The 13811-nt window shown below is 62.6% G+C and carries 16 protein-coding genes; 10 read left to right on the top strand and 6 right to left on the bottom strand.

The window, feature by feature from the left end:
* The first annotated feature begins 59 nt into the window (after positions 1-59).
* The 5 genes from RM192_RS07895 (at position 60) to accC (ending at position 3364) form a co-directional block, all read left to right on the top strand.
* Positions 60-473 (top strand): holin family protein, encoded by a 414-nt coding sequence (locus RM192_RS07895; RefSeq protein ID WP_311506992.1) that lies wholly within the window; start codon positions 60-62, stop codon positions 471-473.
* A 126-nt stretch (positions 474-599) separates the two neighbouring features.
* The gene (locus RM192_RS07890) at positions 600-899 is read left to right on the top strand and encodes a hypothetical protein (protein WP_311506991.1); all 300 of its coding nucleotides are present in this window, start codon (positions 600-602) and stop codon (positions 897-899) included.
* Between the two features lie 71 nt (positions 900-970).
* Positions 971-1423 carry a type II 3-dehydroquinate dehydratase gene (gene aroQ, locus RM192_RS07885; RefSeq protein WP_311506990.1) on the top strand — a complete coding sequence of 151 codons (453 nt, stop codon included), beginning with the start codon at positions 971-973 and terminating at the stop codon, positions 1421-1423.
* Between the two features lie 102 nt (positions 1424-1525).
* On the top strand, positions 1526-2008 hold the full coding sequence (accB, locus tag RM192_RS07880) for an acetyl-CoA carboxylase biotin carboxyl carrier protein (RefSeq protein ID WP_311506989.1): 483 nt from the start codon (positions 1526-1528) through the stop codon (positions 2006-2008).
* Positions 2009-2017: 9 nt separating this feature from the next.
* Positions 2018-3364 (top strand): acetyl-CoA carboxylase biotin carboxylase subunit, encoded by a 1347-nt coding sequence (gene accC, locus RM192_RS07875; RefSeq protein ID WP_311506988.1) that lies wholly within the window; start codon positions 2018-2020, stop codon positions 3362-3364.
* A 72-nt stretch (positions 3365-3436) separates the two neighbouring features.
* Here accC and RM192_RS07870 read toward each other — a convergent pair whose 3' ends face one another.
* The gene (locus RM192_RS07870; protein ID WP_311506987.1) at positions 3437-4036 is read right to left on the bottom strand and encodes a DedA family protein; all 600 of its coding nucleotides are present in this window, start codon (positions 4034-4036) and stop codon (positions 3437-3439) included.
* A 124-nt stretch (positions 4037-4160) separates the two neighbouring features.
* Positions 4161-5108 (bottom strand): glutathione synthase, encoded by a 948-nt coding sequence (gshB, locus tag RM192_RS07865; RefSeq protein WP_311506986.1) that lies wholly within the window; start codon positions 5106-5108, stop codon positions 4161-4163.
* 125 nt (positions 5109-5233) lie between these two features.
* On the opposite strand from gshB, the gene RM192_RS07860 reads away from it, so the two are divergent.
* Positions 5234-5428 carry a hypothetical protein gene (locus RM192_RS07860; protein WP_311506985.1) on the top strand — a complete coding sequence of 65 codons (195 nt, stop codon included), beginning with the start codon at positions 5234-5236 and terminating at the stop codon, positions 5426-5428.
* Positions 5429-5438: 10 nt separating this feature from the next.
* On the opposite strand, the gene RM192_RS07855 is transcribed toward RM192_RS07860, so the two are convergent.
* Positions 5439-5795 (bottom strand): YraN family protein, encoded by a 357-nt coding sequence (locus RM192_RS07855; protein WP_311506984.1) that lies wholly within the window; start codon positions 5793-5795, stop codon positions 5439-5441.
* Positions 5792-6628, bottom strand: a complete 837-nt coding sequence (gene rsmI / locus RM192_RS07850; RefSeq protein WP_311506983.1) for a 16S rRNA (cytidine(1402)-2'-O)-methyltransferase — start codon at positions 6626-6628, stop codon at positions 5792-5794. Before rsmI ends, RM192_RS07855 begins: the two co-directional genes overlap by 4 nt.
* A 50-nt stretch (positions 6629-6678) precedes the next feature.
* Here rsmI and RM192_RS07845 point away from each other — a divergent pair, with 50 nt between their 5' ends.
* The 3 genes from RM192_RS07845 (at position 6679) to RM192_RS07835 (ending at position 11086) form a co-directional block, all read left to right on the top strand.
* Positions 6679-7839 carry a penicillin-binding protein activator gene (locus tag RM192_RS07845; protein WP_311506982.1) on the top strand — a complete coding sequence of 387 codons (1161 nt, stop codon included), beginning with the start codon at positions 6679-6681 and terminating at the stop codon, positions 7837-7839.
* 81 nt (positions 7840-7920) lie between these two features.
* A complete protein-coding gene (gene parE, locus RM192_RS07840; RefSeq protein ID WP_311506981.1) occupies positions 7921-9933 on the top strand; it encodes a DNA topoisomerase IV subunit B in 2013 nt (670 codons plus the stop codon).
* Positions 9934-10297: 364 nt separating this feature from the next.
* Complete coding sequence (locus RM192_RS07835; RefSeq protein ID WP_311506980.1) at positions 10298-11086, top strand: hypothetical protein; 789 nt, start codon at positions 10298-10300, stop codon at positions 11084-11086.
* A gap of 67 nt (positions 11087-11153) precedes the next feature.
* Here the strand turns inward: RM192_RS07835 and RM192_RS07830 are convergent, their stop codons facing one another.
* Positions 11154-11933 (bottom strand): hypothetical protein, encoded by a 780-nt coding sequence (locus tag RM192_RS07830; protein WP_311506979.1) that lies wholly within the window; start codon positions 11931-11933, stop codon positions 11154-11156.
* Between the two features lie 244 nt (positions 11934-12177).
* On the opposite strand from RM192_RS07830, the gene RM192_RS07825 reads away from it, so the two are divergent.
* Positions 12178-13023, top strand: a complete 846-nt coding sequence (locus RM192_RS07825) for a MoxR family ATPase (protein WP_311506978.1) — start codon at positions 12178-12180, stop codon at positions 13021-13023.
* 22 nt (positions 13024-13045) lie between these two features.
* Here the strand turns inward: RM192_RS07825 and RM192_RS07820 are convergent, their stop codons facing one another.
* The gene (locus tag RM192_RS07820) at positions 13046-13801 is read right to left on the bottom strand and encodes a glutathione S-transferase family protein (protein ID WP_311506977.1); all 756 of its coding nucleotides are present in this window, start codon (positions 13799-13801) and stop codon (positions 13046-13048) included.
* Positions 13802-13811: the final 10 nt, after the last annotated feature.

Here is a 13811-nt window from a genome sequence, read left to right as displayed (position 1 = left end):
CTACACGAACCGATATGGTTATCTGAATGGGCGTCTCCAACACCAAGGACGCCTGACCCATGGCTATTCTCGAAGCTCTTATCTCGCCCATCTCGTCGATCATCGACAAGATCATCCCCGACAAGGAGGCGCGCGACCGCGCCAAGCTCGAACTGCTGAAGCTGGAAGGCACGCAGGAACTCGAACATTTGCGCACCCGCATGTCAGCCATCGTGGCCGAGGCGGAATCCGCCGATCCCTGGACCAGCCGCGCCCGCCCCGGCTTTCTCTATGTGATGTACGTGATGATTCTCTGGGCCTTGCCGATGGGCCTGATCGGCGCGTTCCGTCCCGATACCGCGCAAGGCATCGCCGCTGGCATCAATGCCTATCTGAACGGCCTGCCCGAACCGCTCTACGCGCTCTTCGGCACGGGCTATCTTGGCTACACCGCCGCGCGCCAGTGGGGCAAAGCGAAGGGCACCGATCGTTGACGCCACGGTGATTGCCGCAAGGTTTGGTTAGTTTCTGGTAACTTCCGGGTGCTATTGACTCGCCTGCAAATGATCAGGTCGTCCAAAACCATGCAACACCGGGCTTACGCCAAATCAGCCGCTTTCATGGCCCTGCTGCCCGCCCTGTTTCTGGCGGGGTGCGGGAGTGCCGCCTCGGAACGGGCCATGGAAGCGCGCATTGCCGCTGCCGAAGCCAAGGCAGAAGCGGCCGACAAGCGCTCGCGCGCAGCGCTTTCGATGGCGGCGTCGGGCTCGGGCAGCCAGTCCATGCCGGTCGATGACTCCGTGGTCGACGCTGGCGACGCGCCGATGGACAGCGGGGTAACCGACGATTCGCCCGATAGCGCGATCTACGACAACCAGATGGAATCGCCCCCCTCGCCCCCCATCGGCCCGGCTGGATAATCGCGCCCGGCTTGCGTCACGCCCCGCATTGGCTATCAGAGCGGGCAATCGAGCGCTTCCGGGGATCTGCCATGACCGACACCGCCACCGCCAGCACGACAGTCTTCGTGCTCAACGGCCCAAATCTCAATCTGCTGGGCCTGCGTGAACCGGCAATCTACGGGTCACAGACGCTCGATGATATCGCCGGGATGCTCGAAGACCGCGCGCGCGAACTCGGCCTTGAAGTCGATGTGCGCCAGTCCAACCACGAAGGCCATCTGGTCGATTGGCTGCACGAAGCACAGGCTAGCGGCGCAAAGGCCGTGCTGCTCAATGCCGGCGCCTATACCCATACGTCGGTGGCCATCCATGATGCGATCAAGGCGATCAAGGTGCCAGTGATCGAGGTCCACCTCTCCAACCCGCACACGCGCGAAGCCTTCCGCCACAAGTCCTATGTCGGCATGGCGGCGAAGGGCTCGGTCGCCGGATTTGGCGCAAACAGCTATATTGTGGCGCTGGAAGCCGCTGCCCGGCTGTAGAAACCGGCGTTTTTCCACCTTCAAGGCCCGCCACCCCTTGCCAGCCTGCTGGCATGAGGGCATGGCGCGTGGCCTGATATCACCACCCGCGAGGAACGATAAATGGGGCACGACCGCGGCGAAAAGGCCGACAACATGGCAATCGACAGCGCTCTTGTGCGCGAACTGGCGGAATTGCTTGCAGAAACCGGGCTCTCCGAAATCGAAGTTGAAGACGGCGAGCGCAAGATCCGTGTAGCGCGTCAACTCACCGCAGCGCCGGTTGCACAGCAGGTTGCGCTCGCAGCCCCCGCTCCGGCACCCGTGGCAGCGCCCGCTGCAGCAGTGGCGCCCGCACCGGCACCGGCCCATGCCGACGCTGTGAAGTCACCAATGGTCGGCACCTGCTACCTCGCGGCTGAACCGGGTTCGCCAAACTTCATATCCGTCGGCAAGACGGTCAAGGAAGGCGAGACGCTGCTGATCATCGAGGCAATGAAGGTGATGAACCCGATCGTCGCGCCCACATCGGGCACGGTCACCGCTATTCTGGTCGAGAACGCGCAGCCGGTCGAATTCGACCAGCCACTTGTCGTGATCGCGTAAGGACCGCCCATGGCCATCAAGCGCCTGCTGATCGCCAACCGCGGCGAAATCGCGCTGCGCATCCATCGCGCCGCGCACGAAATGGGCATCGAGACGGTCGCGGTGCACTCCACCGCCGACGCTGACGCGATGCATGTGCGCCTTGCCGATCACGCGGTCTGCATCGGTCCGCCTGCGGCCAAGGACAGCTATCTCAACGTCGCGGCGATCATCTCGGCCGCCGAGATCACCCATGCCGACGCGATCCATCCCGGCTACGGCTTCCTTTCCGAAAACGCCAAGTTCGCCGAGATCGTCGAAGCCCACGGCATCACGTGGATCGGGCCAAAGCCCGAACACATCCGCACCATGGGCGACAAGATCGAGGCCAAGCGCACCGCAGGCGCGCTCGGCCTGCCGCTTGTTCCGGGGTCGGACGGCGCAGTCTCCGATCTGGCCGAAGCCAAGGAAATTGCCGAGAAGGCTGGCTACCCGGTGATCATCAAGGCCGCATCAGGCGGCGGCGGTCGCGGGATGAAGGTCTGCAACGGCCCGGACGAGCTTGAAACGCTGATCCAGCAGGCTGGCAGCGAGGCGAAGGCCGCGTTTGGTGATGCCACCGTCTATATCGAGAAATATCTCGGCAACCCGCGCCACATCGAATTCCAGATCTTCGGTGACGGCAACGGCGAAGCGATTCATCTGGGTGAGCGCGACTGCTCGCTCCAGCGCCGCCACCAGAAGGTCCTCGAAGAAGCGCCCTCGCCGGTCATCTCGGCGGCAGAGCGTGACCGCATGGGCGGCATCGTCGCCAAGGCCATGGCCGACATGGGCTATCGCGGCGCGGGCACCATCGAATTCCTGTGGGAAAACGGCGAGTTCTACTTCATCGAGATGAACACCCGCCTGCAGGTGGAACATCCCGTCACCGAAGCAATCACCGGCGTCGACCTCGTGCGCGAACAGATCCGCATTGCCGATGGCAAGCCGCTCTCGGTCAAGCAGGACGAGATCGAGTTCAAGGGCCACGCGATCGAGTGCCGCATCAACGCGGAAGATCCGTTCACCTTCACCCCCTCACCGGGACTGGTGAAGAGCTATCACGCGGCGGGCGGCATGCACGTGCGCGTCGATTCCGGGCTCTATGCCGGGTACAAGATCCCGCCATACTACGATTCAATGATCGCCAAGCTGATAGTCTATGGCCGCACCCGCGAAGGCTGCATCATGCGGCTGAAGCGCGCGCTCAAGGAAATGGTGATCGAAGGCCCCAAGACCTCGATCCCGCTCCACCAGCGCCTGCTCGAACAGCCCGACTTCCTCAGCGGCGACTACACGATCAAATGGCTCGAAGATTGGCTCGCCAAGGACGCCTGACGTAAGGTCCTCCCCATTTTCGCGCAGCGCAAATGGGGAGGTGGCAGCCCTCAAGGGCTGACGGAGGGGCAATTACCCACGCGGCTTCCATCTGACCACCCGCCAGACATAAGCCGCCACCACGATCACAATCGTGGCCGTGGCAACCGGCCCGGTGTATTTCTCCAGATCACCGAAATTACGCCCCAGGTAATACCCGGCGCCCGCCAGAATGGCGTTCCATATGGCCGCGCCGGCAAAGGTGAACACCAGAAACCGGCCATGCCCCATCCGCGTCAGTCCTGCCGGCAGCGAGATCATCGTGCGCATGAATGGCGCAAAGCGAACCGCAAACACCACCCATTGCCCGTGCCGCCGGAAAAAATGGACGATCCGCTCGATGTCGTCCCAATCCACCGTCAGCCACCGCCCGAAGCGCTCCACAAACGGCCGCAACCGCTCATAACCGAGGCTTCTGCCCAGCAGATACCAGCAGTAATTGCCCATGGTGGATCCGACTGTCCCGGCCAGCATCAGCGGCCAGAACTCCATGCGTCCGCGCGCCACGGCAATCCCGCCCAGCCCCATGATCAGTTCCGACGGGATCGGCGGAAACACATTCTCGATGACCATCAGGAAGGCGATGCCCCAATAGCCCCCGCCTTCGATCAGGTGGATGATCCAGTCATTCATGGATGGGGTAACGCGCCGCCAGTGCCTTTCGATCCACCAAGTCCGTTCGTGTCGAGCGCGGTCGAGACACTACGCGCGGTGCGTCGAATACGCTGGGCACGAACGGACACAGAGAACAATCGACTTAAAGCCGCCCCTCGATCGCGTCCCAGATCATGCCGGGCGTATCGGTCCCGTTGAACTTGTCGATCGCCACGATCCCGGTGGGCGACGTCACGTTGATCTCGGTCAGCCACTTGCCGCCGATTACGTCAATGCCGACGAAGATCAGCCCCAGTCGCTTCAGTTCCGGCCCGAGCGCAGCGCAGATTTCCTGCTCGTCTGCCGTAAGCTCGGTCTTCTCGGCATAGCCGCCAACCGCAAGGTTCGAGCGGAACTCGCCCTCGCCCGGACGGCGGTTGATCGCGCCTGCAATCTCGCCGTCGACCAGCACGATGCGCTTGTCGCCCTTGGCCACTTCGGGAAGGAACGCCTGCACCATATGTGGTTCGGGCCAGGTCTGGTTGAACACCTCGAACAGCGCGCCCAGGTTTTCGCCCTCTTCAGAAACGCGGAAGATCGCCTTGCCGCCATTGCCATGGATCGGCTTGATCACGATGGCACCGTGGCGTTTCTGGAACGTGCGCACTTCCTCGACAGAGCGCGTCACCAGCGTCGGCGGCATGAACCGGCGATAGTCGAGGACCATCACCTTTTCCGGCGCATTGCGAACGCTGCGCGGATTGTTCACCACCAGCGTCTCGCTCTCGATCCGCTCCAGCAGGTGCGTCGCGGTAATGTAGCCCATGTCGAAAGGTGGGTCCTGCCGCATCAGCACCACATCGATGTCGCGCCCCAGATCGAGCCGCCGCTTCTCGCCCGCCTTGTAGTGATCGCCCGCCACGCGCTGCACGGTAACCGGAACGGCATGCGCGATCAGCCTGTCGTCCTCATCAAGCGACAACGAACCAACGTCGTAATGGTAAACCTCGTGCCCGCGCTCCTGCGCTGACAGCATGAGCGCAAAGCTCGAATCCCCGGTGATGTTGATCGAATGGAGCGGGTCCATCTGGACCGCGACGCGAAGAGTCATGCTTGCACTCTGCCTCAGGGGTTTATCTCACCCGCGCCTTAAAGCCGATTTATGCCCTGCGCGACCAAATTCGCCGGAGCGCCACGACGGCGTCAAACCGAGATTCTCACGAGGAGCCTACCCCTATGCGCAAACTGATCGTCACCGCTGCGGCCGCCGCTACTGTTCTGGGCTGGACAGGCATGGCCGTTGCCAACCCCGACACACACCCCACGCAGGCCCCCAAGGATGGTGAGCACAAGAAGGACGAGCACGCCGGAGATCACAAGGACGATCACCACGCCGAAGGTGAGCACAAGGAAGAGCACAAGGCTCACTAAGCCATTCAGGTCACGCGCCGGGTTGCCACGCATTGGCAATCCGGCGCGGCCATTGGCCGGGCGCTATCAGGATCACATCGATCTGCATCGTGTCACCGCTACGCACGAATTTCGGCGCAACCGCCTCTGAGGCCCGCGCGACCCGCCGCAACCGGTAAGCGTCGATCGCCCCCGCCAGCGCACCACCATCGCGCCGCCATTTGACCTCGACGAAGGCCACCGTCCGACCGCGCCGCGCGATCAGATCCACTTCGCCCGCCGCCAGCTTCACCCGCCGCGCCAGAATGCGCCATCCGGTAAGCCGCAGATACCACGCCGCCAGCGTCTCGCCCTTGCGGCCCCGCTTCTCGGCCTCGGCGCGGTTCACGATTTCAGCGTCATCGCCAGCGCATAGAGCGTCTTGCGGTCCAGCCCATGCGCTTTGGCAACCTTGCCCGCTGCCTGCGATGTCGACATCTCGGCCAGCGCGTTTCGCAATTCCGCCTCGATCACATCGTCATCCGGCGCCTCCTGCGCCAGCGGCGGCCCGACCAGCAACACGATCTCGCCCTTGGGCGGATGTTCGGAATAATGCGCCAGAAGTTCCTGCGCGCTCCCGCTGCGGCATTCCTCGTGCAGCTTGGTCAATTCGCGCGCCACCGCAACCTCACGCCCCGGCAGACACTCCGCCAGCGCCTCCAGCGACGCCACCAGCCTCGGCCCGGTTTCATAGAACACCAGCGTGGCGGGCACCGCCGCCAGTTCTGTCAGCACATCCCGGCGCGCCTTGTCCTTCGATGGCAGGAATCCCGCAAACATGAATCGGTCGGTCGGCAGTCCCGCCATGGAAAGCGCCACCACCAAAGCGCTCGGTCCGGGCACCGACGTAACCGCAATACCGCGCGCCCGGGCTTCGCGCACCAGCTTGTATCCGGGATCCGAGATCAGCGGCGTCCCGGCATCGGACACCAGCGCCACGGAATTTTGCGCCATTTCGGACAGCAGCGCCTCGCGCGCCGCATCGCTCGCATGATCGTCATAGCGGCGCATCACCTTGTGCAGGCCAAGCAAATTCAGCAACTTGCCAGTCACCCGCGTATCCTCGCACGCAATCACCGAACAGCGCTCAAGCGTTTCCAGCGCGCGACGGGTCACGTCTCCAAGATTGCCAATCGGGGTGGCTACAATATACAGGCCGGGTGCAAGTGGTGGCGTATCCATGGCCTTTCCATGGACCGGGTAGCGATGAGCGACAAGAGGGTGGACCTGCAATGATCAACGCGCACGAACCGCGCCATTCACGGCGCTGGCTGGTAAAGGGTGTGGCTATAAGCACATTGACCCTTGTCGCAGGCTGCGCCGTGATCCCCAAAGGCGCGCCAGGCCCCGCGCCCGAAGCGACCGAAAACGCCCCCGATGCCAACCAGCTGCCAACCGACGCCGGACGCCACCGTGTCGCGCTTCTGGTCCCGATGAGCGGTGCCAGCGGCGCAGTCGGCCAGTCCATCGCCAACGCGGCGACCATGGCCCTGCTCGATACCAACGCCGCAAACCTGCGCATCACCACCTATGATACCGCAGCAGGGGCAGGCGCCGCCGCATCGAAGGCCATTTCCGACGGTAACAAGCTGATCCTCGGACCCTTGCTGGCCGATGACGTCGCGATCGTCTCCAACGTCGCGCGCGCCGCAAAAGTACCGATGATTTCCTATTCGAATGACAGCGCCGTCGCCTCGCGCGATGTCTTCGTCATGGGTCAGGCGCCCGGCCAATCCATCGCCCGCGTCCTCGGCTTCGCCAAATCGCGCGGGCTGAAATCCGTCGCGGCGATCATCCCCACCGGCGATTACGGCCAGCGCGCCACCAGCGCTGTCATCGAATCCGGCCGGGCCATGGGCATGACGGTCACCGCCGTCGAAACCTATGATCGCGGCAACACTTCCATCGCCAGCGCAGTCCGCCGCGCCAAGGACAAGGGCCGCTTCGATGCCCTGCTGATCGCCGATGGCAGCCGCATCGCGCTGTCCGCCGCCACCGCCGCAGGCAAGGGCACGAAGCTGCTCGGCACGGAATTGTGGAGCGGCGAAGGGGCGATTGCCAATTCCCCCGTCATGCGCGGCGCTTGGTTCGCCGCAGTTTCCGATGCCCGCTTCGGCAAGTTCGAAACCTCCTACCGCACCCGCTTCGGCGCCGTCCCCTCGCGGCTGGCAACACTCGGCTATGACAGCGTGCTGCTCACGCTCAACGTTGCCCGCACGTGGAAGCCGGGAACCACCTTCCCAACCGCCAAGCTTTACGATCCGCAAGGCTTCATCGGCCTTGACGGCGTCTTCCGCTTCACCGCCTCGGGCATGGCCGAACGCGCAATGGAAGTGCGCGAAGTGGCGGTGGGCACATTTACGACCGTTTCGCCTGCTCCGGCGAAGTTCTGACGCGCCAAGACCGGGGATTTCGCCGGATAAGGCGGCATCCCCGCTTGCGCCCGGAATCACGGGCGTTCTATACCCGTTCGCATGTCAGATGACCTTTTCGACAAGCTACCCGCTACCAGCGCTTCCGAAAGCTACGACGGTTCCGCAATCGAGGTTCTCGAAGGCCTCGAACCTGTCCGCCGCCGCCCCGGCATGTACATCGGCGGCACGGATGAGCGCGCGCTCCACCACCTCGCTGCCGAGGTGCTCGATAATGCGATGGACGAAGCGGTCGCAGGGCATGCCAACCGCATCGAGGTCTATCTCGAAGACGAGCCCGGCGCTGCAGGACGCCTGACCATATCGGACAACGGACGCGGCATCCCGGTGGATGAGCACCCCAAGTATCCGGGAAAATCTGCGCTCGAAGTCATCCTCACCACGCTCCATTCGGGCGGCAAGTTCTCCGGCAAGGCCTACGCCACCTCGGGCGGCCTACACGGCGTCGGCGTTTCAGTGGTCAACGCGCTGTCCTCGCTCACCCGCATTGAAGTGGCCCGGAACAAGGAGCTTTACGCGCAGGAATTCTCGCGCGGGCTACCCACCACCAAGCTGCTGAAAGTCGGCAACGCCCCCAACCGGCGCGGCACGCAGGTCACCTTCGTCCCCGACAGCGAAATCTTCGGGGCGGACGCGAAATTCAAGCCCGCGCGCCTGTTCCGGCTGGTCCGCTCGAAGGCCTACCTGTTCGCGGGCGTCGAAATCCGCTGGAAATGCGCGCCCTCGCTGGTCAGCGAGGATGTTCCCGCAGAAGCCGTGTTCCAGTTTCCCGGCGGTCTGGCCGATCATCTCGCCGAACAGGTATCGGGCCGTGAATGCGTCACCAGCGTGCCCTTCGCCGGCAGTCAGGACTTCCCGGCTGGCCCGGAAGGGCAGGAGATGGGCCGCGTCGAATGGGCCATTGCCTGGCCGCTGTGGTCCGACGGCTCCTATAGCTGGTATTGCAATACCATCCCCACCCCCGATGGCGGCACCCACGAACAGGGACTGCGCGCCGCGCTGACCAAGGGCATCCGCGCCTTCGCCGATCTGATCGGTCAGAAAAAGGCCAAGGACATCGCGCCCGAGGACATGATCACCGGCAGCGAAATCATGCTTTCGGTGTTCGTCCGCGATCCCCAGTTCCAGAGCCAGACCAAGGACCGCCTGACTTCGCCCGAAGCCGCGCGCATGGTCGAGGCCGCAGTGCGCGATCACTTCGATCACTTCCTTACTGGCAACATGGAGCGCGGCAAGGCGCTGCTCGGCGCGGTGATGGAGCGCATGGATGACCGGCTCCGCCGCAAGGCCGAGCGCGAGGTCAAGCGCAAGACCGCCACCAATTCGCGCAAGCTGCGCCTCCCCGGCAAGCTCACCGATTGCACGGGTGAAGGCGGCGCGGAAACCGAACTGTTCATCGTCGAAGGCGATAGCGCAGGCGGCAGCGCCAAGCAGGCGCGTGACCGCAAGAGCCAGGCGATCCTGCCGATCCGCGGCAAGATCCTCAACGTCGCCAGCGCCACGGCTGACAAGATCCGCGCCAATCAGGAAATCGCCGATCTCGCGCTCGCGCTGGGCTGCGGGATGCGCAAGGACTGCAACGCCGACGCGCTGCGCTATGACCGCGTGATCATCATGACGGACGCCGACGTTGACGGCGCTCACATCGCCACGCTGCTGATGACGTTCTTCTTCCAGGAAATGCCCGACCTCGTCCGGCGCGGCCACCTCTACCTCGCCCAGCCCCCGCTCTACCGCCTGACCCACGGCAGCACCTCGGCCTACGCCAAGGACGACGCCCACCGCGCCGAGCTGGAAGCCACGAAGTTCAAGGGCAAGAAAGTCGAAGTCGGCCGCTTCAAGGGCCTTGGCGAAATGAACCCGCAGCAGCTGCGCGAAACCACCATGTCGCCCACCACCCGCAGCCTGATCCGCATCACCCTGCCGCCAGAATACGAAGGCCGCGCGGCGGTAAAGGAACTGGTCGACCGCCTGATGGGCCGCGACCCGGCGCAACGCTTCATGTTCATTCAGAACCGGGCGGGCGAGCTGGATCCTGAGCTGATTGACGCGTGACCCAGTGCACCGGGGTCAGGCCAGATATTGCCTGACCTACGCGCGACTGTTGCCTGCGCAAATGATGAATCAGGGGGAGGCGACAACTACTACCGCGTCAGTTACAACATCGGTTTTGGAGCAGAACGGGTCCCACACCCTGAAAGCGCTATTCCGGGTTAAAGGCTGACAATACCGGCTTTGTACATTGGCGCGTCCAAATGCTGCAGCCGTCTCCCGAAATAAACGGCCGGTCATTGCTTGAACCGGCAGCGCCTGCTCATTCGACCGAAGATAGAGCATAACCGAGGTCGCGGCATTATCAGACCGAAACGAATTCAACTGGTCTGGAGCACCTATCTTTCGTTCATTATGCCAACAGGCCATGAGTATGGCATGTCGAAAACCACAGACCCTGATTGCCGTCGTCACCCAGCAACGGTCGGGCTCGAAGTGGGTCGGATCGCTAATCAGGCACCGCTACAGGACCATCGCACTGGGCGAAATTTTCAATCCGGACGACACCTCGATCCTGTCATTTCGATCATTTCTGCGCGATAAAGCCATGGGTGATCTGGTTGGATGCGATATTTCGCATCATTTGAGCCGATATTTCAATGAAATCAGGACATACCTTGGTATGTTTTACACCTTTGACGCCATGTTCAACCAATTGGACTGGATCGATTTCGGCTGGCGTAACAGCAATAACAGCATTTATAACTACCTTCTTGGCAACGACGACATCGTTGTGTCACTAATTCGAGATGCACGTGACATTTTCATATCGATGAAATCGCTTGAAATTACGAAGACCGCCCACTTTACAAGTTCAACCGCTCAGGATTTTTATGTGGATTTGCGTGCTGATCACAGGATTGTCGTCAAACATGACGAATACGAGCGCTTTCGGAAGCAGCTGCAAGACGACAGGGACAGACTGTCGCTGACGTTCGCGGGCCGGGACAATTTCATAGAGTTGCAATACGAAGACCTGGTGCTTGACCCGGAAGCCGCATTCAAACCGCTGGATCAGGCGCTGCGCAATTTTGGTGACAGCATCGGACACCCGTTGGTGGACGATATCTCTCCCTTCTCAAACTTGATCAAAACCCCGGTGCAATACAGCAAGCTCATACAAAACTACGATGAAGTGCTTTCCTGGCCGAGTTGATCCGGTTCACAACCAAGGTAAGACGCTTATCCGGACAGGAATGCGGGTGTCTCGCCCGGACGTACCGTCACAGATCGACTTCACCCTCGCCCGCCCCCTTCTTCGGCGCCCGGAAATCAAACCTGATCCGCACCCACTCGCCTACCTGGCTCTTGCCGTTCACGCGTGGTGGGCGAACCAGAAACTGCCATGAGGCCTGCCGCAGCGCGCGGGCCAGGCCCGATCCGGGCGGGGATTCACCCAGTTCCTGGCAGTCCTCGACGTGGTATTTCTCGATCGTCTTGCAGGCAATCATCGCCCATTCGCCGGGCATGCGGTTGCGGGGCATGTAGGGTGCCATTTCGGCGTCGGTCGGCTCACGATACCACTGCGCATTATAGAGCCGCACGCCGCCCGGACCATCGCCTGCGCCCTCCCCGCCAGCGCTCCCGCCTGCCGCGCCAGCGTCGCCCGATCCCGAACCGCGCTTCATCTTGGTGATGTCGGCGGCGGCGTAGTCCTTGGACGATAGCTCGATGAACCCTTCGGGCCATTGCACTTTGCCGGGAATGGGCACGCGCGGCGGTGCGACCGGAGGTGTTTGCACCTGCGCGGCCGTGCTATCGGACTTCTGCTCCACTTTTTCCGGCTGGGCGCTGTCCTTCGCGCCCTTCTCCGCCTCGGTCCCCAGATCGATCGCCACAAGTCGCCCCCCGCCCGGCTCGCCGAACTGGGTGAACGCGCCCATGCGGATCATGATCACGAAAACCAGCGCGCTCGTAACCAGCGCCAGCACGAATGACATGGCGCGACTACGCGTGGAGGCCCGGTAGCCGTCAGTGTCGGGAGCCTGCTGCAGGGAAAACATCGCGCGGGGCCTACACGCCCGCGCCGCGCCCCGCAATTACGCCGGTGGCGCACGGCCAAGAATGCGACACTTTGTTACTCCGCAGCCAGATTGACACTGGCGTCAGAAACACGATGCAAACCTGACACCTGCGTCATCACAGCATTTTATTGATGACGCAGGCGTCAGAAACGCACAGCCTCTTGCGCTGGCCATCTTGCCGACTTAACGCCTAACCGCACGATTAATCACACGGGACATACCGATGCGCTTCGAAGGCACCAGCAATTACGTCGCAACCGATGATCTCAAGGTCGCGGTCAACGCCGCCGTTCTGCTGCGCCGCCCCCTGCTGGTCAAGGGCGAGCCCGGCACCGGCAAGACCGTGCTGGCCCACGAAATCGCCAAGGCCGTCGGCGCCCCGCTGATCGAATGGAACGTGAAATCCACCACCAAGGCGCAACAGGGCCTCTACGAGTACGACGCCGTCGCCCGCTTGCGCGATGGCCAGCTCGGCGACGAGCGCGTCCACGACATCGGCAACTACATCAAGAAGGGCAAGCTGTGGGAAGCTTTCACCGCGCCCAAGCTGCCCGTCCTCCTGATCGACGAGATCGACAAGGCCGATATCGAGTTCCCGAACGACCTCCTGCAGGAACTCGACCGCATGAGTTTCGACGTTTACGAAACGCAGGAGCGCGTCGAGGCAAAGGAACGCCCGATCGTGGTGATCACCTCGAACAACGAGAAGGAACTGCCCGACGCCTTCCTGCGCCGCTGCTTCTTCCACTACATCAAGTTCCCCGACCGCGAGACGATGCAGGCGATCATCGACGTCCACTTCCCCGGCATCCAGAAGACACTGATAAACAAGGCGATGGAGATCTTCTACGAGGTCCGCGAAGTCCCCGGCCTCAAGAAGAAGCCTTCAACCTCCGAACTGCTCGACTGGCTCAAGCTCCTGCTCAACGAGGACATGCCCTTGGACGTTCTGCAGAACCGCGACCCCACCAAGGCGATCCCCCCGCTCCACGGCGCCCTGCTCAAGAACGAACAGGACATCATGCTGTTCGAACGCCTCGCCTTCATGTCGCGCCGCCCGGGGAACTGATCCCCGGACGCACAGCGCGCCATCAATCGCGCGGCCCGAGCTTCTCCAGTTCCACCTGCGCGAACATCTCCTTCACCGCAGGCCGGGCGTTGATCTGTTCGATCCAGCGCAACAGGTGCGGCGTCTCGTCCTTGTTCACGAGGTCGGAGAAGCCGTGCTGCATGCCGTTGGCGATGGCGAAGTTGCAGATGTCGGCCAGCGTGTACTGCCCCGGCACCAGCCATTCGTGATCGGCCAGATGGTCGTCGAGGCGGCGGACCGAATAGGCGATCTTGCGCATTTCCTCGTCGAGCATGTCCTGCGGAAAACCTTCGCGGGCACGCCGCCATTTGACCTGCTGTTCGACCACCGGGATCGCCGCGACCTTCTCCTCGAACTCGGCGTCGCTGTAGCCCTTGACCATGTTGCCGATGTAGCGGTGCCAGCCGATGGTCGAGACGCACCAGCAGAAGTATTCGTCTACCCACTTGGTCCACACCCGCATTTGCGCGCGGCCATAGCTGTCTGCCGGACGCAGCGAGACTGCGGTGGGGTATTCGTCCTCAAGGTACTCGCAGATCACGGTCGATTCGGTGATCACCTTGTCGCCATCCACCCCGGAGTCCACAAGTGCCGGAACCTGCCCGCGCGGATTGATCGCCTTGAACCAGTCGGTATGATGCTCGAACTTCGACGGGTCGAGCCGGTGCTTCTCCACCGCCAGACCCTTTTCGAACACGGTCAGCAGCGGCTTCATCGAGTTGGCGGCGGGTCCGAAACTGTAGAGCTTGAGCGTCATTATGATATCC

This window comes from Novosphingobium sp. MMS21-SN21R, from assembly GCF_031846015.1.
GTDB lineage: Bacteria > Pseudomonadota > Alphaproteobacteria > Sphingomonadales > Sphingomonadaceae > Novosphingobium.
The sequence above is the reverse complement of the archived record's forward strand: the minus strand, read 5'-3'. Positions and strand labels throughout refer to the sequence as shown.